Source organism: Nocardia albiluteola (assembly GCF_018860155.1).
Classification (GTDB): Bacteria; Actinomycetota; Actinomycetes; order Mycobacteriales; family Mycobacteriaceae; genus Nocardia; species Nocardia albiluteola.
Window position 1 is genome coordinate 30,570 of sequence record NZ_JAHKNI010000017.1, and the last position, 19,179, is coordinate 49,748.

Genomic DNA, 19,179 nt, shown 5'->3' on the forward strand with positions numbered 1-19,179 from the left:
CGCTTCGGGTTTGCGGCGCGGGAGCTACGGCTCGAAGGTGTGGCAGACGAAGTCGCCGGGCTCGCTTCCAGCCTCCGCCAACGGAATTCCGGCGGCGGACCAGATTCCGGACCGGCCCGACGTCCAGTCGAAACCCCCGCCCGTCGGCCCGGCGAACGCGGCGGTGGCTGCCCAGATGCCGTGGTCGGCCGCGACCCTACGAGCGCGTTCGCCGTGCAGATCGGCCTCGTCGCGACCGTGCACCACACCTGCGACATAGCCGTCGATGCCGTACGCGACTGTCCGGTCGGCGTGCTCGGGTATGCCGGTATCACGGCAGACGGCCAGCCCCAACCGCCAGCCGTCGACTTCCAGCACCGCGGGCTCGCCCGGCCGGAATAGAGCGGCCTCACTGCCGTGCAGGTACACCTTCCGGTACGCCACCCGGGCGCCGGTGTGATCAACGGCGAGGATGCCGATGGATGGGCCGGGCACCGGAGCGCCCACCAGCGCAATCGTGTCGGTCCGCGCGCAGGCATCGACGATGGGAGCTAGCCGCGGGTCCTGCGGCTGGACGACCTCGGCGTCCAGTTCGTATCCGGTCAGCGACATCTCCGGAAAAACCACGACCCGCGCGTTCGCCGCAATGATCAGCTCCGCGTGCGCCTTCGCGTTGGTAGCGACATCGTGGGCCACGCACTTCGGCTGCGCCACCGCGATCCGCAAGGCTTTCCGCATTCCGTCCTCCGATCCGATCTTCGTGGAGAATAACGGACGATCGGCTGGCGCCCGGCGGCGTGCGGGCCTGGTATCCGGAGCCGAGGGGTGTCGGACGCTCGAAGGGCGGGCCGCACGACCTGGAGCGGGCGGTCGCCGATCTCGAGGAGGTGCGCGGGGCCGCGGGTGTCCAGGCGTGGGTGCTGTTGGGCCATTCCTGGGGCTCCGACCTGGCGGTGCGGTACGCGCTGGATCACCCCGATCGCATCCGGTCCGTGGTCGGCGTGGCGGGGCACAACTGGGAGCCGGCCGTTCACGCGGCACTCGGTGAGTCCTTCGTGCGTTGGATCCACGAGCCCGGCCTGCTGCGGCGACTGTCCGACTCCCGTGTCCACATGAAATTCATTGCCCCGCAGCATGATATCCGGCCCTCATGGCCGCTGCGGCAACTGGCGACGCTGGTGCCGCACGGTGCCTTCGAGGAGATACCTGGTGTCGCCCACAACTTTTGGGCGACGGATCCGCAGGTGTGGGCCGAGGTTGTCATGCGGGCTTGTGCTGCGGCATCTTCCGGGGCATAGGCGCTAGGGAGGGATCCGTGCAGAGTGTGTGGTCGGCGCTGCCCTCCGCTACTGCAGAGCCGCTTCCCGCCTACACCTCGAGTGCATCCGGATGTATTGGCCCTTGCTCAGATTGATCGACCCTTGCTGCGCGCCAGGCACGGATGGCCTCGGCCTGTGCTGCGGTGACGGTACGCGGCTCTAGCAGTGCGATCGCCGTGTCGTCGTCCTGTGCTTCTCCCGGGGGGATGTCCGGCGGGAACTCACCGGACCGGCGCACGGTGCTGTCGGGGTAGTAGCGCTCGCCTTCGTCGCCGATCAGATAGGCGTTCAGACTCTCCGCGAGCCGAGCGACGTCGGCCTCCACCTTCCACACGCGGACGACGATCTCGCCCTCCCGCCAATACAGCGACCCCGGCGAGCGCTCGCCGGGGTAAGCCAACGCGTAATGGGAGCGGTCGTGCCGGCTCATGCCCGGCCAAGCGTCGGCGGCCGCGCACCATTCCTCTTCGCTGATCGGGCGCTCGGAACTGCGCGACCAATCGGTGGTTCGAGTGATGTGGAGGTCGTAACCCATGGCATCAGCTTGGCACGGAACGCATCTCCCTCATCCGATGTGGACCACCCGCGCCCACGCGGGCGGCCGCTCCGGGATGTAATGCGGATTGTTCTCGCTCCATGAGCGCTCTCGGCGGAACAGGCCGACGACGGTGCGACAGGCCGGACGGCGGTCGGGCCACGGGGTGTAACCATCGGTCAGCACCACGACCACATCCGGGCGGGGTTGTGCGCGCAGGGCCTTGACGAAACCCGTCCGCAGATCCGTGCCCCCGCCGCCGATCAGCGGTATCCCGTCGGCGCGGCACAGCGGATCCGCGATCCGTGCCGCCGCGTCACAGGACAGCACGGTGAGCAGGTCGCGGCGACCGCCGACGGCGCGGGAGACGGCCGCGGTTTCCAGGAGCGCACTGCCCAACTCGGCGTCGCTGACCGAGCCCGAGGTGTCGATGACGACGCTGACCCGGGGCGGCAAGTGCCGCAGGCTCGGCAAGACGACACCGGGTAGCCCGGCCGAGCGGCGCGCGGGCCGACCGTACGTGTAGTCGTCGCCGATGCCGGGGGCCGAGGCCGCCGCGCGGATGGCGGCCCGCAACAGATCACGCCAGGGCTGGGGCGGATGCAGCGCCTCCTCCGCCCAGCGCCGCCACCCCCTGGGGGCGTCTCCCGGGTGGCCGGCAATGCCCTGTGCCACACGGAATCTGACCGCCTCGCGCTCCTGTTCGCTGAGCCCGTCCGCGCCGTCGGGGCCCAGGTCCCATTCCCGGTCGAGTCCGTCGGCGCCGCTGCCGCAGTCGAGCCATGCGAAGTCCTGCGTGTTGTGTCCCAGCCGGAACCGGCGCAGGTAGTCCTCCATGAGCTCGCCGGTGGGTAGCCCCAAAGTCTTTGGCATGACCGCCCCTTCGGGCTGGACCAATCCCTCGCCGAACGCGTCGTCGTTGATTTCGGCGTCGGCGGCGATGTTCATCCGCAGTCGTTCCGCGGGGCCTACCAGATCGTGTTCGCGGGCGAATCGGTCACTGCGCCGGTGATGTTCGCGCAGCAGATGCGACACCTCGTGCACCAGAATCGAGGCGAGTTCCTCCACCGGTGTGCAGTTCACGAACGCGGGCGAAACGTAGCACCGCCAGTACCGATCCACGCCCATCGTCGGTACCGCGTGCGACTCGAGCAGGTGTAGTGCGTACAGCGCGGTCGCCAGGTAGGGCCGGGCGCGCACGGACAGCAGGCGGGCGGTGAACAGCTTGTCGGTATCCAGTTCCATTGTCCCCATGGTCATTTCGCCGCTCCCGCCGCGATGCGGGCCGCGGCGCGTTCGGCTCCCCGGGATATCGACACCGCACCGGCGAGCTGTTCGATCGCCGCCGGTACCTCCCAGTCGTCCCGGCGCAGCGTGGCGAGGGTGGTCGCCGGGACGACCACCAGGTCCGGCGCCCCGGTCTCCACGGCCCTGACCAGCACCGCCCAGGCCGCGTCCCAGCGCGATCGCTCCGGTCGCTTGCGGACCGCGGCGACGACGCCGTCGAGCACCGCCTGGCGCAGGTCTCCGCGTTCGGGGAGGTCGGCGGCGGCCGGATCGGCGAGCAGCGTCTCCGGATCGGGCAGATCCATCCGGTCGATGCTGGTCAGCAGTTCGAAGCCGGGGCCGTCCCCGACGGCGCCCCGCACCAGCAGGGAGAGCACATCCGGTCCGGCGCCTGCGGCGGTGGCGAAGGCGACCAGCCGCAGGGTCATCTCCCAGCTGCGCGGTGAGGGCCACGCGCCGCCCCGGCGTGTCTCGCTGCCGGGCAGCTGATGCACGAGCTTGGGGCGGGCCGCGAGCAGTCCGCAGACCGCACGCCGAGCGAAAGCCACAGCGTCGGGCAGTTTTTCGGGATCGAGCGCGGGAAGGGTTGCACGCGGCCAGGTCCCGCCGAGGCCGCGGACGACCACGTCGTGGTCGTGGGTCCACTGCAGGTGCACAAAGCGATTGGCCAGCGGCGGGCTCAGCTCCCAGCCGTCGGCCGCCGACGAGCGCGGGTTGGCCGCGGCGACGATGCGGACACCGGCGGGGAGCCGGAGTGCGCCGATTCGCCGCTCCAGGACCAGGCGCAGGAGGGCGGCCTGCACCGCGGGCGGTGCGGTCGACAGTTCGTCCAGGAACAGCAGTCCCCGCCCGGTCCGCACGAGGCGCACGGCCCAGTCCGGCGGCGCCATCGGGATGCCCTGCGCGGCGGGGTCGTCTCCGATGATGGGCAGGCCCGAAAAGTCCGACGGCTCATGCACACTCGCGATCACGGTGGTCAGCGGAAGGTCCAGGGATTCGGCGAGCTGGGTCAGGGCCGCGGTCTTCCCGATGCCCGGCTCGCCCCACAGGAGCACCGGTAGGTCGGCGGCTACGGCAATGGTCAGGGCCTCGAGCTGGATGTCGGTGCGGGGCTCGGTGGTGGTCTCGCCCAGCAGGGTCAGCAGGTCGGCGGCGATGTCGAGCTGGGCGGCCGGGGACGGCAGAGCTACGTTCATATGCGAATCACCTTCGGGTAGAAAAGAATTGAGTGGATATCGCGGGTCGCAGGCTGGTGCGGCGCGCAATCAGCGCGTGGGAGTGGTGCGCATCGCGCGGCGCGGATGTGCGCGGCGCGGGCGCCGGGGAGCGTGCGTCGAGTCCGGACCCGGCGTCGTCAGCCCGGCCCGGAACAGCCCGTAGGTGATCCGCCGCCGCGCGGCCGACTCCAGTTCGTCTCGCAGCGCTCCGTCGCGCAGCGACGCGTCCGGTCCGAGCAGGCTCTCGACGACCGCCAGGGCACCGGCGACATCGCCGTGGCCCAGGCGTTCACGAACGCCCGCAAGACAATCCGGATGGCGATGTGCCTGGTCGATGGCCCGCAGGCAGGGCGCCGGAGTGCCGGTCAGTGCGACCAACAGCTCTTCCCGCCGAATCTCGGCCGGACTGTGATCCAGTGCGGTCAGCACCCCGTCCACCAGCCCGATTCGGTGCCACTCACCCCGGCAGTCCACCGGATACTCCCCGCTTGCCCGGTCGGCGTCGCCGGGAACCGCGTCCGGCGTGTGGCCGGGTACGAGTGCCGAAGCGACAAGCGGATGCAGCCGATCGGCCGAGATCGCCCCGGCGCGAATCAATTCCAGATCGGGCATCGTCCAGGTCGCCGCGTGCGGCAGCATCGGCAGCGCGGAAACTTCGGCGGGAGGGTATCTCTCGGCGATGCGCAGCACCGGGGGATCGTCTCCGTGCGAGGACAATTCGAGGACCATCCGCCGTCGAGCCCCGTATCGCACCAGCAGCGGACCGACGGGGCGGCCCTGCGCCCGCAGCAGAATTTCCGCCTCGGCCGCCCAGCGATCGATGGCGCAGCCCCGCGGTGCTCGCTCGCGGACCGCGGGGTCCACACCGTCATCGTGTGTGAATTGCTCTGCCCCGGAACGGATTCGTAACTCACCGACCTGGTCGGCGTCCCACAGGTGACGGTGGAGGTCGAGCCGGAAACGCGGGTCGGGCCGTGGATGCGGATGCGGACCGCTGCCGGGCCGGGATTCGTCCCACAGCGCGAGCCCGATGCGCTGGCCGCCATCCGCCCAGGCGGGTGCGGTGCGGACCACAAGATGCACCGAATCCATACTACTGGAAGGACTTCCGGAGATATCGGGACCGTACCGCAGCAACGACATCGTCAGGCCGGGCCGAAGCAGCCCGTCGGGAGCGATCCGGGGCATGTGCCACCGCAGCAGATCCGGCGCCAGCCGGCGCAGATCGGCCCGCACGCGCGCGGCAAGTTCCCGTCCACGGGTGCGGGCCAAGGATCGCAGGTCGATATCGACATCGAAACCGGCTGCCGCACATGCCCCGGCCCAGTCTCCGGCGCAACGCCGGGTGGTCGCGGTCTCGATCATGGAGGGCGGCACGGCGAACTCGCGCACGCGCAGCCAGAGTGAAATTCGGGAATCGTTCCCGTTCGTGGTCGGAGCGCTCATCAGCACTCACCCACGAACGAGACCCCCGATCTTTGATCGGAATGAATAGTCATCGCAACGACCATATACGACGGCCCCGGTTCCGGGCCAGGGGTAAATCATGCGGTGATGTTCTGGGGGAGTAGCGCTTCGGTGAGCAGTCGCCACTGCGGCATCGCCGATCGGCCCGGCTCGACGCCGATCACCTGCACGGCAAGGTGATCGGCGCCCGCGTCGATGTGCGCGCGCAACTTCTCGGCGACGGCGCCGGGTTCGCCCCAGTAGACCAGGTCGTCGACAAGGCGGTCGCTGCCGCCTCCGGCGATGTCGTCCTCCGAGTAGCCCAGGCGACGGTACTTGGCCACGTTGAAGGGGGTGGTGAGGTAGATGTGCAGGTGTTCGCGGGCTATCGCGCGCGCGGTGGCGGGGTCGGACTCGAACAGTGCCGCGTGTTCGACGCCGAGAAATGCGTTCGGCCCCAGTATTTCTCGCGCCCGGGCGGTGTGATCGACATTGACCTTGTAGGTGTGGGCGCCCGCCGCGCGGTCGCGCGCGAGTTCGAGCATCCGGGGGCCGTAGGCGGCCAGCACGCGGGGGATCCGCGGTTGCGAGGCACCGGCCGCGAGCGCATCCAGCTCGTCGAGGTAGCCGTTCATGGCGGCGAGTGGCGGTACTCCGGGTAGCCCGTCGCCGATGCCGAGGCCGAGGGTGTGCCGGCCGGGATAGGCGTCGGCGAGCAGCAGGGCGCCGCCCTGGGTGGCGGTGGCGGTGCGCTGCCCGATCCTGGCGATCCCGTTGACGATGCGCATCCGGCGGGTTGCGGCGAGCAGGAGGCTCACGAGCGTGAACGCCTCGCGGCCGCCGACCTCCGGGAACCACAGGCTCGGCCAGCCGAGCTCCTCCAATTCCTCGATATCGGAGCGGATCCCCGCGGCCGATCGGTGCTCGAACCCGAAGGCGTAGATCCCGAACCTGCCCAGGTTCTGGCCGGCGATGGTGTTCATCGGGTGACTCCTTACGATGCATCGTTAAATCGAAAACTCTCGATGTATCGTAGCATCGCAAATTATCGATATGAAAGACGTGGGGTTGCCTTCGCGCCGGGTGGTCCGGATCAGCTTGCGCCGCTAGAGATTTCGGCCGAGCGCGGTGACCAGCTCGGCGATGTGCTCTTCATCGCGGCGATAATGCGTCCACTTACCGATCCGCGTGGCGCGGACCAGTCCGGCGCGCTCCAGCTCGGCCATGTAAGCGGACACGGTGGACTGTGCCAGGCCGATCGTGGCCTGGATGTGGGTCACGCAGACGCCCACCTCGTGCGGATCGGCCATCGCCCCCTCCAGGACGAAGTTGGCCTCGGGATCCCGCAGCCACTGCAGTATCTGCAGGCGAATCGGGTTCGCCAGGGCTCGCAGCGCCTGGATCAGGCGAGGATCCGCTGTCGTCGGAGTCGTCGCCATGCCTCGAGTATAGGCGGCGATAATCGGCAATTCGAAGGACGTCGATATGTGTGGACCTCGTCGCGTCTTCGGGGCATGTCGAATCCGGGGCCGTCCGTTCGTATAGATCACGAGGGCCGGCGCAGGGCCGGTTCGGAGATGGGAGCGAACACAATGGACGTGATGACATCGGCGGCCGCCGGCGCGGTCCGTATCGATCGGCGCGACGAGGAGGGCACGGCATGACCAGGTATCTGCTCGGGATCTACCAGCCCGAGGGCGGGACGCCCCCGGAGAATCTGGACGAGATCATGCGCGAGGTGGAGGCGTTCAACGACGATCTGCGCGCCGCGGGCGCGTGGGTGTTCTCCGGCGGCCTGCATGCGCCCGACACCGCCACCGTGGTGCGGGCGGACCGGGGCGAGGCCCTGGTCACCGACGGTCCCTACGTCGAGAGCAAGGAGTATCTGGCGGGCCTGAGCATCATCGACGTCGCCGACCTGGACGCCGCCATGTCGTGGGGGCGGCGGCTGGCCGAGATCCTCGGCGGGCTCCCGATCGAGGTCCGGCCGTTCGTGGGTGAATAGATGAGTTCCGGTGCGGCGGAGTCGGTCTCGGCCATCGAGGTGGTGTTCGCCGAGCACTATGGCCGCGCCGTGGCGAGCCTGATCCGCGTCTTCGGCGATATCGATCTCGCCGAGGACGCGGTCCAGGACGCGTTCACCACCGCGACTCAGCGCTGGCCCACCGAGGGGGTGCCGCCCAGCCCGCCCGGCTGGATCATGACGACCGCCCGCAACCGGGCCGTCGATCGACTGCGGCGCGATGCGGCCGGGGCGGGGAAGCTGGCCGAGGCCGCGCGGCTGCGGGGCGGTGGGGCGGAGAAATACCTGGACATCGAATCCGACCCCGTCGAGGAGGGTGCGGTGCGAGACGACCGGCTGCGCCTTATATTCACCTGCTGCCATCCGGCGCTGGCGCCCGCCGGCCGGGTGGCGCTGACCCTTCGCCTGCTCGGCGGGCTGTCGACTCCACAGATCGCGCACGCGTTCCTTGTCTCGGAATCGACCATGGCGCAGCGCATCTCGCGAGCCAAGGCCAAGATCCGCGCCGCGCGCATCCCGTATCGGGTGCCGCAGGACGCCGATCTGCCCGAGCGCCTGCGCGCCGTGCTGACGGTGCTGTACCTGATCTTCACCGAGGGCCACACGGCCACCGCGGGTGAGGGTGTGACCAGGGCGGATCTGTGCGCGGAGGCGATCAGACTGACCCGCACCCTGGTCGAGCTGATGCCTGACGAGCCCGAGGCCCTGGGCCTGCTGGCCCTGATGCTGCTCACCGAGTCTCGCCGCGCCGCCCGCACCGCCGCCGCGGGCGTGCTGGTGCCGCTGGCGCAGCAGGATCGCCGGGAGTGGGATCCGGCGCTCATCGCGGAGGGGCAGGAGCTGGTGCGGAGGTGCCTGCGCCGCAACCAGCCTGGGCCGTTTCAGATACAGGCGGCGATCAACGCGGTGCACGCGGATGCGATCGAGACCGCCGCGACCGACTGGAGCCAGATCGCGCAGCTCTACGACCAGCTCATGGCCGTGGCGCCGAGCCCTGTCGTGGCACTGAATCGGGCCGTCGCGATCGCCGAGATCGACGGCGCCGCAGTGGGACTCGCGCTCGTCGATGGGCTGGAACTGGACGACTATCACCTGTATCACGCCGTCCGGGGTGACCTGCTCACCCGACTGGGACGCGACGACGAGGCGGAGGCGGCGTTCAATGCGGCGCTCGCGCTCACCGCCAATGCGGCCGAACAGGATTACCTGCGGGACCGCCTGCACGGCCTGCGGCGCGAGCCTTCGGACTGAGCCGCCGCCCCCTTATGCCGCGCCGGAATGCCGTGGCCTACCAGGGATTCCAGTTGTCGGCCGGGCTGTCGGCGGCGCCCAGGTGGCGACGGCTCTTGCGGCGCTGGTAGAAGACCTCCTCCACCGACATCGTCGGTGCGGCCTCGGTGATCGCGGAAAGTCTGGCGTCGAGGTGATGCTCGTGGATGTGCCATTGCAGCCCGGCGCGGCGCTCGGCCGAGAGCGTCGCCCAGGCCGTGCCGAACCGGTCCTGCACGGTCGGATCCGCAACCGCGATGAGCTGCAACAGCATCGGCCACATATCGGCCTCGGTGGCGCGCGTGGGCAGGTCGATCACGATCGCGTCCGGCAGCCCCGCCAGCAGGCGTGCCGTGCGCCGCTGCACATCGGTGCCGGTGCGGGCGGCTAGCGCGAAAAACCCTCGCCAGCAGTTCGGTTCGGAGTGGCCGCGCAGTGCCGCGACTATCGCGTCCATGGTGTCGTAATTGTCGAATGCCGGATTTGCGGCCATCTTCCCGAGCGACTGCCGACTCAGGTTTCCGGCCAGCACCAGCATCTCCGGGACCGCGCCGACGCGGATCGCGCCGGTGATGAGATTACCGATCGCCGGGGGTGATCCGACGGCGAACAGGATATCTCCGATGGTGCGGATCACCTCGGGCTCACAGCGGGCGAAGACCGATAACGCCGCTAGTTGCAGATCCGGCGGTCCGGCCAGGACGGTGCGCACCATCCGCGGAATCCGTTGTGCGGGACCGCTGACCAACTGGCGCATGATCGCACCGACGCTCTCGGCGGAGTAGGCGTAGGAGGCCGCGTGGATCAGGCCGGCGTCGTCCCGTGCGCCCTGTTCCAAGGCTGCGATCAGGCTCGGCGTCGCATGCGCCAGGAACGGGGCGAGCGTCACATAGTCGTGGCGGCGCAGGATCTCGTTCACGATCCGGATGAGCGGTGCGGCCGGGGCGACATCGGCCAGCTGCCCGAGCGTGGCGGGGTCCATGTAGGCGGCGCTGTCCGCGGCGTACGAGGTGCCCAGCAGCGCAATGGTTTCCGCGGCCTTCTTCGGGTGGTCGACGCCGACGGTGCCGGCCGCCCGCCCCGTGATGGCGGGCGGGATGATGCGCTGCACGAGCGGCATCGACACGTTCAGCGGGATCAACGGCACGAGCCGGCTGATGCGCTTGAAGGTCTCTTTGTGCTGCTCGAAGATGATGCCCGCCATGCGCTCCTGAATCTCATGCAGCGCAACGGCGCCGAGTCGTTCCAGATGGGCCAGCCGCTCCGGCGGCACCTGCAGCGTGCGCGCCAGCAGGATGACCTGTGCGCGGGTTACCAGATTGGTCATCGGTGAACGATGTCCCGGAACATGATTCGCCTGGCAACGGTGCGGAACGGGCGGGGCAGCACGTCGATCATGTCGTCGATGGCCGTGGCGAGGGCGACGGCCTCGGCCTGCTGCGCGGAACGGAACAGGGCCAGCAGATCCGCCGCTTCCTGATCTGTCAGCTGGTCGCACGCGGCGAGGGGACCGTTCAACTCCTGTGCGAGTTCGGCTTTCGCGTTCACGCCGCCGCGGCGCCGACGCTGCGCGTGGTCGTGCCCGCCATACCCTGTGCCCATCACTCGCTCACTCATGACTCTCCTGAACCTTGCGTCGGCGCGGGGATTACCCGTGCGCGCGCACCCCGAATCATAGGGTTGTCAGGCACTTTCGTCGCGGAAAACCATACCGGACCGAGTGATAGTCGTCACTGTGGCCGATTGTCCTGTGTCACAACGGCATGGCGGGCGGTCGTGTTCGTCAGTACACGGGGCCGGTGTACTTCTCGCCCGGGCCCTTGCCCGGCTCGTCGGGGTGGGCGGAGGCCTCGCGGAACGCGCGCTGCAACGACTGCAGGCCGTCGCGCAGGGGTCCGGCGTGCGGGCCGAGGTACTCCACCGAGGAGGTGATGAGCCCGGCGAGCGCGGTGATCACGCGGCGCGCCTCGTCCAGGTCGCGGCGCGCGCTGGTGTCGGGATCGGGGTCCGCGAGGCCGAGCTTCTCGGCGGCGGAGCTCATCAGCATGACCGCGGCGCGGCTGATCACCTCGACGGCCGGAATATCGGCGAGTTCGCGGACGTCCGGCTCGTCGAGGGGGGATTCACTCATGGTCGGTAGCATCCCATCGACGCCGATGTCGCAGGTCGCGGGGGACGCCGATTGGGAGTCCGCGGTGTGGCGATGTTAGGCTGTACGGCAACGACCGCCCCGGACTCGTGTCCGGGGCAGTAAGTGGAGCCCGACTCCCACCGTCTACCGGCAGCAATGCCTGGTTGAACGGTCCGGTCGCCCATCGTATAGCGATGGGTTTGTGTGCTGCTCGATGCGGCACAGGTCGATGTGGCGTGTGCGCATCGAAGGCCGGTCGACACTCGGGCCCCGTGGCGGTTGAAATACCGAAACGGGGCTTTCGTGTTGGATATGGGGTTGCAGTTACAGCGGTCGTTGGACGACACCGCTTGACCTAGGAGGCCCCATCAGCACTGAGACCCGCATCAACGATCGCATCCGCGTGCCCGAGGTCCGCCTCATCGGACCCGGCGGCGAGCAGGTTGGGATCGTGCGTGTTGAAGATGCACTGCGCGTCGCTCTGGAGGCAGACCTCGACCTGGTCGAGGTCGCACCGGACGCGCGTCCGCCGGTGTGCAAGATCATGGACTACGGCAAGTACAAGTACGAGACCGCGCAGAAGGCGCGCGAGTCTCGGAAGAACCAGGTCCAGACCGTGATCAAGGAGCAGAAGCTCCGCCCGAAGATCGACGACCACGACTACGCGACCAAGCGCGGTCACGTGATGCGCTTCCTCGAGGCCGGGTCGAAGGTCAAGGTGACGATCATGTTCCGTGGCCGCGAGCAGTCGCGGCCCGAGCTCGGATTCCGGCTGCTGCAGCGCCTGGCCGCAGATGTCGCCGATCTGGGTTTCGTGGAGACTTCGGCCAAGCAGGACGGCCGGAACATGACAATGGTCCTCGCGCCGCACAAGGGCGCGAAGACGCGGGCGAAGGCGCAGCAGACGGTGTCGCAGCAGTCGACCCCGCAGCCGCCGCCGGCCGCTCCGGAGGCCCAGGAAGCTCCTGCGGCTCCCGCGCCGGAGGCCGAAGCGGCCAACCCACAGTAGAACCGATACGAAAGTTGCCACCGGCGGCGCTGAGCGCTGCCCGTGGCATGAGACAGATATGAGGAATCCATGCCGAAGATGAAGAGCCACAGCGGCGCCTCGAAGCGATTCAAGGTCACTGGTCGCGGCAAGCTGCTGCGTCAGCAGGCGAACCGTCGCCACCTGCTCGAGCACAAGCCCACACGCCGGACTCGTCGTCTGGATGGCACGGAGGTCGTCGCGAAGGCCGATGTCCGTCGCGTCAAGAAGCTGCTCGGTATCTGAGCCGGCTCCCCGCGATCCGTTCCTCGGACGCATCCCCGACCACCTCGGGCGCTGCGAGCGCCCCACTATCGAACAAGGACTGACCAGTGGCACGCGTCAAAAGGGCCGTCAACGCTCAGAAGAAGCGCCGTTCCGTTCTCGAGGCCTCCAAGGGCTACCGCGGGCAGCGCTCGCGGCTGTACCGCAAGGCCAAGGAACAGCAGCTGCACTCGCTCACCTACGCCTACCGCGACCGCCGCGCGCGCAAGGGTGACTTCCGCAAGCTGTGGATCGCCCGCATCAATGCGGCGGCCCGCCTGAACGACATCACCTACAACCGCTTCATCCAGGGCCTGAAGGCCGCGGGTGTCGAGGTGGACCGCAAGATCCTGGCCGAGCTCGCCGTCTCCGACGCCGAGGCGTTCGCCGGCCTGGTCGCGGTCGCGAAGGCCGCCCTGCCGGAGGATGTCAACGCCCCGGCCGCCTGATCCGGCGACAGTTGAACACTCAGCATCGGGAACGACCCGTGGATGCGCTCTCCGAGCGCAATCCCCGGGTCGTTTCCGCTGTCAAGCTGCATCGCGGCGCCCATCGCCGCCGGACCGGGCTGTTCCTGGCCGAGGGCGCGAATTCGGTTGCCGCGGCGCTGGATACCGAGCGCGTCGAGGAGCTGCTCTATTCGAACCGCGCCGCCGAACGCGAGCACGAGCTGGTGGCGGGCGCCGCCGCCGCGGGTGTGCGCACCACGCTGGTGAGCGAGCGGGCCGCCGAGCAGCTGGGGGAGACGGTCACGCCGCCCGGGTTGGTCGCGGTATGCCGTCTGGTCGATGTGCCACTGGCGCAGCTGCTTTCGCCGCAGCCAGCGATGCTCGCGGTACCCGTCGAGATCGCCGATCCGGGCAATGCGGGCACCCTGATCCGGGTCGCCGATGCGGTCGGCGCGAACGGCGTTGTGCTGGCCGGTGATTCGGTCGACCCCCATAACGGCAAGTGCGTCCGCGCCTGTGCTGGAAGCCTTTTCCACGTGCCCGTCGCCCGCGACCGCGACATCGATTCCGTCCTGGCGGCATTGACCGAGGCCGGAATCACTGTCCTGGCCACCACCGCCCGCGGCGAGATCGATCTCGACGCCGCCGACGACATCCTGTCCGGCCCGGTGGCCTGGCTGTTCGGCAACGAGGCCCACGGCCTCGATCCCGCCGTCGCCGCCCGCGCCGACCACCGCATCCGCATCCCCATCCACGGCCGCGCGGAAAGCCTGAATCTGGCTGCCGCCGCGGCGATCTGCCTCTACGCGAGCGCCCGCGTCCAGCATCGCCGCTGACCGGACGACGGTCCGCGCGGGATAGATTCGCGGGCGTCGTCCGGCTGCGGTGTCACCGTGGTTCAGCCCGCGGTGGGGACCGAGATCTCCTCGGGATAGATCATGTGGGCCGGAGGATTGGCGGTGCGGCGGGCGAGGGGGTAGTAGAGGGCCGCAGTGACGACGATGCCGACAATCCAGGAGATGTCCGCGCCGCCAAGGGCTTTGGCGATTGGGCCGGTGTAGAGGGTCTGCGCGGTGAACGGGATCTGCGCGACGATGCCGATGACGTAGCAGGCCAGGGCCGCGATGTTCCAGCGGCCGTAGCGGCCGTTCGGGTCGTACAGCGCCGGGATGTCGAAGCGCTCGCGCGAGATCAGGTAGTAGTCGGTCAGGTTGATGGCGCTCCACGGGATGAACACCATCAGCAGCACGAGCACGAAATTCTCGAAGTTGCTGAGGAAGTCGGAGCTGGCGGCGATGGCGATGAGCATCGAGACGACGATGAAGCCGACGATGTACGCGGTCCGCGCGGCCTGCGTGGTGCGCGAGCGGGCGGTGAACGCGGTCACCGAGGTCAGGATCGACATGAATCCGCCGTAGGCGTTGAGGCAGTTCACCGTCAGCTTGCCGACCACGATCACCAGGTAGATCAGGATCCCGAGTACGGCCGGTCCGGCGAGGTTGCCGATGAAACCGACCTGGTCGCCCAGGAAGGCTTTGCCGGCCACGGCCGCCACCAGCGCGCCGAGCGTCATGGACCATTGCGATCCGAGCACGCTGCCGGCCAGAGTCGCCCAGAAGGTGGCGCGGGCGCTGGTCGAACGTGGCAGGTACCGCGAGTAGTCGGCGACATACGGGCCGAAGGTCAGCTGCCAGCCGGCGCCCAGCGAGATTGCCAGCACGAAGGTAGCGATGTCGAACGGCTTGGTCCCCACGTAGTGGCCGACATCGTGCTGGGTGAACAGGCGCACGGTCAGGTAGGTGAACCCGAGTGCGCCGGCGACGGTCGCTATCCGGCCGATGACGTGGATCAATCGATAGCCGGTCACCGCGACGACGGCGGTGAGCGCGCCGAAGACGATGATTCCGACCGCGGGGGTGTGGATGTGCAGTAGCTTGTCCACGGCCTGACCGGCGAGCACGCTGCCGGTCGCGGCGAAGCCGAGATACATCACGATCACCAGCACCAGCGGCACCACCGCGCCCAGCACACCGAATTGTGCACGGCTGGAGATCATTTGCGGCATACCCAGCCGCGGTCCCTGCGCGGAGTGCAGCGCCATCACGATGCCGCCCAGCACGTTGCCGATGAGCAGGCCGACGATGCCCCACAGCGCGTCGGCGCCGAAGACCACCGCCAATGCGCCGTCCACGATCGCGGTGATCTGCATGTTCGCCCCGAACCACAGGGTGAATTGATTGAACGGCGTGCCGTGTCTCTCCGCGTCGGGGATGACCTCGATGGTGCGGTGTTCGAGGGCCCGGCCGGTGCCGGACTGCTCGGTGGCTGACATGCGGTGCCTTCCGTGAGGAGGGGGAGCAACTACATCACGTGCGGCGAGGGATCTAGCATGCGTTCGATAGTGCTCTGGGTCACTGGATCGACCCAGAGGTATATTCCTGTATATACAGGTCGTTGTCAACCATCGGCGGCGAGTGGATCAGGCGTAGAAGCAGGCGGCGATCTCGTCGGCCCAGGGGGTCGGCACGGCGTTCGGGCCCACGACCTGCATCGCGGTCATGACGGTCATGAGCATGCCGGTCGCCAGGAAATGCTGTGCCTGGTCCGGGGTGGCACCGGTGAGCTCGCGGATCAGGCGGTAGATCCCGCCGAATCGGTCGCGGACCTCGGTGCCGATCGCGGGATCGGAGCTGGCGGAGAATCCGTGCAGCAGTACCAGCGGTAGTTCGGGTTCGGACAGGAATGTCTGGTATGCCCCGCCGAGGGTTCGCAGCTTGCCCGCGGGGTCGGCGTCGGCCGGAATCCGGGCGGCCGCCTGCCGGAAGATCTCCTCGATACGGTCGCAGGCGCGGTTCGTGGAGGCGACGAACAGGCGCTGTTTGGAGCCGAAGAGCCGGATGACGTACGGCTGGGATACTCCGGCTCGGCGCGCGATCTCGTCGGTTTTCGTTGCGGCGTAACCGGATTCGGCGAACGCGCCGACCGCGGCCCGTAGTACCTGCTCGCTGCGTTCCTCGGCGGTCAAGCGTATCCGGGTCGAGGTCATCGTCGCCCTCCTTGCTCGTATCTGCCGGAATTCGGGTCGTTGCGACCGGATCCCGGAGTTCTTGACATCTTATCAGTGGATGCATACTGTCGTCGGCATCAAGTTATCAGTCGATAACAACAAAGGAACTCACTCATGGCCACAACCCTCGACCCCGCGCGATCCGCGCGGCTCGCACCGACCGATTCCGGCCCCCGCGCGTCCATCGCTGCCGTCTTGGTCGCGGTGGGTGTCCCCATGTTCATGGTCACGCTCGACAACCTCGTCGTGACCAATGCGCTGCCGGTCATCAAGCACGCCCTCGGCGCCTCGCTGACCGATCTGCAGTGGTTCGTCAACGCCTACACGCTCTCGTTCGCCTCGCTCCTGCTGACCGCCTCGGCGCTCGGCGACCGGCTGGGGCGGCGGCGGATGTTTATGGGCGGCATCGCGCTGTTCACCGCGGCGTCCGCGGCCTGCGCGCTGGCGACCGAGCCGTGGATGCTCATCGCCGCACGCGCCGTCCAGGGTTTCGGTGCTGCGGCGGTCATGCCGCTGTCGCTGACGTTGCTCTCGGCCGCGGTGCCGGAGAACAAGCGCAGCGTTGCGATCGGAATCTGGGGCGGCATCTCCGGGCTGGGAATCGCGGTCGGTCCGGTCGTCGGCGGCGCGGTCGTCGACGGGTTGAGCTGGCAGTGGATCTTCTGGCTGAACGTGCCGATCGGCATCGCGGTGCTGCCGGTCGTCGCGCGGGTGATTGGCGAATCACGCAGCGGCAGTAGGCGTTTGGACCCGGTTGGGCTGGTGCTCGCCGCGAGTGGTGTGCTCGCCGTGGTGTGGGGCGTCGTGCACGGCTCGGGCGACGGGTGGACCTCGGCGCGGGTGCTGGTCGCATTGGTGACCGGCGGCGTGCTGCTCGCGGTCATGATCGGGTGGGAACTGCGGACGACGGATCCAATGCTGCCGCTGCGGCTGTTCCGATCGCGCGCGTTCGCGGTGACGAACGTGACGTCGTTCACCTTCGCGATCGGCGTCTTCGGCGCGATCTTCCTGCTGGCGCAGTACTTCCAGGTGGTGCAGCACCTCAGCCCGTTGCAGTCGGGTATCCGCACCCTGCCGTGGACGATGGTCCCGATGGTGGTGGCGCCGGTTGCCGGGCTGGTCGTCGATCGAGTCGGTGCGCGCACGCTGCTGGTGGGCGGCTATGCGCTGCTGGCTGCGGCGCTGGGCTGGATGGCGGCGATCACCACGGTCGGGTCGGGCTTCGTCGCGTTCGTCGGCCCGTTCGTGCTGGCCGGCATCGGCATGGGTTTGACCTTCGCGCCGGGTGCCACGGTGGTGATGGCGAGCGCGGCGCCCGAGGATCGCGCGATGGCGTCGGGCACCAACAACACCGTCCGCGAGGTGGGTGTGGCGATGGGCGTGGCGGTGCTGTCCTCGGTGTTCGCCTCGCGCGGGTCGTACCTGAGCCCGCAGGGTTACGTCGACGGGTTGGTGCCCGCGGTCTGGCTGGGCGCTGTGGTGGTGGCGATCGGTGTGGTCGTTGCATTGCTGCTTCCCCGCCGGATCGTCCCGGCGAGCTGACCGAATGCGATGCAGATGGACTGTGCCGCAACGCATTACTCGGCCAAATCAGCGCAGGTCAGTCCTTGAAGTAGTAGGGCGCGGCCAGATCCTCGTGCAGGGTCGGGCCGGTCGGCTGCCAGCCCAGCTGGTCCCGCAGGGAGCCGCTGTCGCCGGTGACGCTCATACCGAAGAAGGTGCCGACCCAGCCGAAGTGAGCCAGCGCGTCCTCGCGGGAGATCGACCGCACCGGCAGGTCGAGTCCCTTGCCGATGGCCTCGGCGATCTCGCGGGTCGGCACGCCGGATTCGGCCATCGCGTGCAGAACCGTTCCGGCGGAGGACTTTTCGATCGCGAGCCGGAACGCCCGCGCGGCATCCGAGCGGTGCACCGCGGGCCAGGTGTGCGTGCCGTCGCTGATGTAGCCGGAGATGCCGGTCGCCCTGGCGGCCTCGACGAGGGCGTGGACGAAGCCGTGATCGCCCTCGCCGTGCACCGTCGTCGGCAGGCCCATCACGACCGAGCGGACGCCGCGGTCGGCGAGGCGGATGGTGGCCGCCGCGGTGGCCGGGCGGATCATGTCGCCCGTGTCGATTCCGGGCTCGCCGATGTTGTGCGGGACCAGCCCGGAGGCGATGACCAGCGGCCGGTCCGAGCCGGCGAGCACATCTCCGAACGCGTCGACGACCGCGCGATCGATGCGCTGGTTCTCCTCGAAGTTCGAGAAATCGTGGATGAAGGCCAGGTGGATGACGCCGTCGGAATCCTCGGCGCCCGCGCGCAGGCCGTCGAGATCGTGCAGGTCTCCCCGGCGCACCCGCGCGCCGGTGGCGGCCAAGCGTGCGGCGGCGGCATCCGATCGCACCAGTCCGACAACATCGTGACCTGCGCTGATCAGTTCGGGAACGACGGCGGAGCCGACCCAGCCGGAGGCGCCGGTGACGAAAATGCGCATGAGAACAGCCTCTCTGCTTGCTTATGTCAGTGGATGACATCACTGTAGCAGTGATGGCAGTCGCTGTCATCAAGTGAATTCAGTGGGTGACATCACCGTTAGAATGGGGCCATGGCTCGATGGGAACCGAACGGACGAGGCCGCCTCCGGGATGCGGCGATGGAGCTGTACCTCGAGCGCGGTTTCGATCAGACCACCGTCGCGGACATCGCCGAGCGGGCCGGGTTGACCGAGCGCACGTTCTTCCGCCACTTCTCTGACAAGCGCGAGGTGCTGTTCGGCGGGCAGGATCTCCTGCACGAGCTGACGGCGAAAGCCATTGCCGAGGCGCCCGATTCGGCCGCGCCCATCGACGTGATGGAGTCGGCCCTGATCGCCGTGTGCGAGATGATCGGGCAGGATCGGGATTTTTCGCGGCAGCGGCAATCGGTGATCGACGCGAACGCCGCACTGCGCGAGCGCGAGCTGATCAAGCTCGCCGCGCTCGCGGAGACCAGCGCCGAGGCGCTGCGCGCCCGTGGGGTTCCCGAACCGGCCGCGAGCCTGGCCGCCGAGGTGGGCATCGCGGCATTCAAGATCGGATTCACGCGGTGGGTATCGGCCGATCGGGGCGGCACGCTCGTGGAATCCGCCTGTGCGGCGATGGCCGAGGTCAAGACCGTCACGGCCGGGTAGGCGCGCCTTCGCCGG

At 68.7% G+C, this 19,179-nt stretch carries 22 protein-coding genes; 9 read left to right on the forward strand and 13 right to left on the reverse strand.

All coding sequences use genetic code 11. The features are described from left to right. Positions 1-24 precede the first annotated feature (24 nt). Entirely contained in the window at positions 25-717 is a 693-nt protein-coding gene (locus tag KO481_RS35810; RefSeq protein WP_215922963.1) for a carbon-nitrogen hydrolase family protein, read from the reverse strand. 29 nt (positions 718-746) lie between these two features. On the opposite strand from KO481_RS35810, the gene KO481_RS35815 reads away from it, so the two are divergent. Then, positions 747-1,277, forward strand: coding sequence for an alpha/beta fold hydrolase (locus tag KO481_RS35815; protein WP_372452174.1), 531 nt, complete (start codon positions 747-749; stop codon positions 1,275-1,277). A 70-nt stretch (positions 1,278-1,347) separates the two neighbouring features. On the opposite strand, the gene KO481_RS35820 is transcribed toward KO481_RS35815, so the two are convergent. The 6 genes from KO481_RS35820 to KO481_RS35845 all read right to left on the reverse strand — a co-directional run bounded on the left by KO481_RS35820 (position 1,348) and on the right by KO481_RS35845 (position 7,222). After that, complete coding sequence (locus KO481_RS35820) at positions 1,348-1,833, reverse strand: hypothetical protein (protein WP_215922964.1); 486 nt, start codon at positions 1,831-1,833, stop codon at positions 1,348-1,350. Between the two features lie 30 nt (positions 1,834-1,863). Next, positions 1,864-3,078, reverse strand: coding sequence for a vWA domain-containing protein (locus KO481_RS35825; protein WP_245402016.1), 1,215 nt, complete (start codon positions 3,076-3,078; stop codon positions 1,864-1,866). Positions 3,079-3,089: 11 nt separating this feature from the next. After that, positions 3,090-4,316 (reverse strand): AAA family ATPase, encoded by a 1,227-nt coding sequence (locus KO481_RS35830; protein ID WP_215922966.1) that lies wholly within the window; start codon positions 4,314-4,316, stop codon positions 3,090-3,092. A 69-nt stretch (positions 4,317-4,385) separates the two neighbouring features. Next, positions 4,386-5,783 (reverse strand): hypothetical protein, encoded by a 1,398-nt coding sequence (locus KO481_RS35835; RefSeq protein ID WP_245402017.1) that lies wholly within the window; start codon positions 5,781-5,783, stop codon positions 4,386-4,388. A 98-nt stretch (positions 5,784-5,881) separates the two neighbouring features. Next, positions 5,882-6,766, reverse strand: coding sequence for a TIGR03620 family F420-dependent LLM class oxidoreductase (locus KO481_RS35840; protein WP_215922968.1), 885 nt, complete (start codon positions 6,764-6,766; stop codon positions 5,882-5,884). Positions 6,767-6,889: 123 nt separating this feature from the next. Continuing rightward, on the reverse strand, positions 6,890-7,222 hold the full coding sequence (locus KO481_RS35845; RefSeq protein ID WP_215922969.1) for an ArsR/SmtB family transcription factor: 333 nt from the start codon (positions 7,220-7,222) through the stop codon (positions 6,890-6,892). Between the two features lie 221 nt (positions 7,223-7,443). Here KO481_RS35845 and KO481_RS35850 point away from each other — a divergent pair, with 221 nt between their 5' ends. Continuing rightward, positions 7,444-7,788: a YciI family protein gene (locus KO481_RS35850; protein ID WP_215922970.1), complete on the forward strand. Its 345-nt coding sequence runs from the start codon at positions 7,444-7,446 to the stop codon at positions 7,786-7,788. Further along, a complete protein-coding gene (locus KO481_RS35855; RefSeq protein WP_215922971.1) occupies positions 7,789-9,057 on the forward strand; it encodes an RNA polymerase sigma factor in 1,269 nt (422 codons plus the stop codon). It abuts the gene before it with no gap. Positions 9,058-9,094: 37 nt separating this feature from the next. Here the strand turns inward: KO481_RS35855 and KO481_RS35860 are convergent, their stop codons facing one another. The 3 genes from KO481_RS35860 to KO481_RS35870 all read right to left on the reverse strand — a co-directional run bounded on the left by KO481_RS35860 (position 9,095) and on the right by KO481_RS35870 (position 11,206). Further along, on the reverse strand, positions 9,095-10,402 hold the full coding sequence (locus KO481_RS35860) for a hypothetical protein (RefSeq protein ID WP_215922972.1): 1,308 nt from the start codon (positions 10,400-10,402) through the stop codon (positions 9,095-9,097). Further along, a complete protein-coding gene (locus KO481_RS35865) occupies positions 10,399-10,692 on the reverse strand; it encodes a hypothetical protein (protein ID WP_215922973.1) in 294 nt (97 codons plus the stop codon). The genes KO481_RS35860 and KO481_RS35865 overlap by 4 nt, the downstream gene beginning before the upstream one ends. Positions 10,693-10,858: 166 nt before the next feature. Further along, positions 10,859-11,206 (reverse strand): DUF1844 domain-containing protein, encoded by a 348-nt coding sequence (locus KO481_RS35870; protein WP_215922974.1) that lies wholly within the window; start codon positions 11,204-11,206, stop codon positions 10,859-10,861. 310 nt (positions 11,207-11,516) lie between these two features. On the opposite strand from KO481_RS35870, the gene infC reads away from it, so the two are divergent. The 4 genes from infC (at position 11,517) to KO481_RS35890 (ending at position 13,782) form a co-directional block, all read left to right on the forward strand. After that, positions 11,517-12,215 (forward strand): translation initiation factor IF-3, encoded by a 699-nt coding sequence (gene infC, locus KO481_RS35875; RefSeq protein ID WP_215923065.1) that lies wholly within the window; start codon positions 11,517-11,519, stop codon positions 12,213-12,215. Between the two features lie 69 nt (positions 12,216-12,284). Then, positions 12,285-12,479 carry a 50S ribosomal protein L35 gene (gene rpmI, locus KO481_RS35880; RefSeq protein ID WP_215922975.1) on the forward strand — a complete coding sequence of 65 codons (195 nt, stop codon included), beginning with the start codon at positions 12,285-12,287 and terminating at the stop codon, positions 12,477-12,479. 86 nt (positions 12,480-12,565) lie between these two features. After that, the gene (gene rplT / locus KO481_RS35885; protein WP_025348785.1) at positions 12,566-12,946 is read left to right on the forward strand and encodes a 50S ribosomal protein L20; all 381 of its coding nucleotides are present in this window, start codon (positions 12,566-12,568) and stop codon (positions 12,944-12,946) included. 38 nt (positions 12,947-12,984) lie between these two features. Beyond that, on the forward strand, positions 12,985-13,782 hold the full coding sequence (locus KO481_RS35890) for a TrmH family RNA methyltransferase (protein WP_215922976.1): 798 nt from the start codon (positions 12,985-12,987) through the stop codon (positions 13,780-13,782). A gap of 62 nt (positions 13,783-13,844) precedes the next feature. Here KO481_RS35890 and KO481_RS35895 read toward each other — a convergent pair whose 3' ends face one another. Together KO481_RS35895 and KO481_RS35900 are read right to left on the reverse strand one after the other, a co-directional pair. Then, on the reverse strand, positions 13,845-15,278 hold the full coding sequence (locus KO481_RS35895; RefSeq protein WP_215922977.1) for a purine-cytosine permease family protein: 1,434 nt from the start codon (positions 15,276-15,278) through the stop codon (positions 13,845-13,847). 147 nt (positions 15,279-15,425) lie between these two features. Continuing rightward, a complete protein-coding gene (locus tag KO481_RS35900) occupies positions 15,426-15,992 on the reverse strand; it encodes a TetR/AcrR family transcriptional regulator (protein WP_215922978.1) in 567 nt (188 codons plus the stop codon). Positions 15,993-16,127: 135 nt separating this feature from the next. Here KO481_RS35900 and KO481_RS35905 point away from each other — a divergent pair, with 135 nt between their 5' ends. Beyond that, a complete protein-coding gene (locus KO481_RS35905) occupies positions 16,128-17,555 on the forward strand; it encodes a DHA2 family efflux MFS transporter permease subunit (protein WP_215922979.1) in 1,428 nt (475 codons plus the stop codon). 58 nt (positions 17,556-17,613) lie between these two features. On the opposite strand, the gene KO481_RS35910 is transcribed toward KO481_RS35905, so the two are convergent. Further along, positions 17,614-18,489 (reverse strand): SDR family oxidoreductase, encoded by an 876-nt coding sequence (locus KO481_RS35910; protein ID WP_215922980.1) that lies wholly within the window; start codon positions 18,487-18,489, stop codon positions 17,614-17,616. 111 nt (positions 18,490-18,600) lie between these two features. Between KO481_RS35910 and KO481_RS35915 the strand changes: the two genes are divergently transcribed. Further along, positions 18,601-19,164, forward strand: a complete 564-nt coding sequence (locus KO481_RS35915) for a TetR/AcrR family transcriptional regulator (RefSeq protein WP_215922981.1) — start codon at positions 18,601-18,603, stop codon at positions 19,162-19,164. Positions 19,165-19,179 lie beyond the last annotated feature (15 nt).